The organism is Vibrio sp. JZG120 (assembly GCF_053890955.1).
Map to the genome: position 1 here is coordinate 1 of NZ_JBSRRK010000046.1, position 681 is coordinate 681.

Annotated in this window: 1 tRNA gene and 2 rRNA genes; all 3 read right to left on the reverse strand. The window is 42.0% G+C overall.

Annotated features, from left to right (window positions below):
* Window positions 1-172: ribosomal RNA gene (locus ACWPOD_RS23715) — 23S ribosomal RNA — on the reverse strand; the annotation flags it as partial.
* Window positions 173-438: 266 nt separating this feature from the next.
* A tRNA-Glu gene (locus tag ACWPOD_RS23720) sits at window positions 439-514 on the reverse strand.
* Between the two features lie 90 nt (window positions 515-604).
* A 16S ribosomal RNA gene (locus tag ACWPOD_RS23725) occupies window positions 605-681 on the reverse strand; the annotation flags it as partial.

Sequence of the window (681 nt, forward strand, 5' to 3'; positions counted from 1 at the left end):
GTTATGCTATGTATTCACATAACGATACTTACTTATGTAAGTGGGTTTCCCCATTCGGAAATCCCAGACTCAAGTGGTTTTTACTACCTAATCTGGGCTTATCGCAAGTTAATACGTCCTTCATCGCCTCTGACTGCCAAGGCATCCACCGTGTACGCTTAGTCACTTAACCATACAACCCGAAGGAGTTTCGAGTTGATGTTCAAATCACCAAAGTTGTCTCTCATTATTTGAATGAGCGAGAGACATATCGATTTTGCCGGACTCAAATTCCAAGAACACTTGAATGTGTTTTTAGTTGTATTCCATAAGGAATACTTTGAGAACTTTACAAACAACAATAAATTGTTGTTTTGTCAGCTTTCCAAATTGTTAAAGAGCTAATCACTTCTAATGAAGTAACCATTTTTAAAAGCACTCATTGAATGCGCTTAAAGATGGTATCCCGTAGGGGAGTCGAACCCCTGTTACCGCCGTGAAAGGGCGGTGTCCTAGGCCTCTAGACGAACGGGACACTAAGTTGAACATCTTGGGGGATGTTCTATCTCTTAAACTTCATAAACCGTATCAATCTGTGTGAACACTCATCGCAATAATCATCGTATAAGGAGGTGATCCAGCGCCAGGTTCCCCTAGCGCTACCTTGTTACGACTTCACCCCAGTCATGAACCACAAAGTGG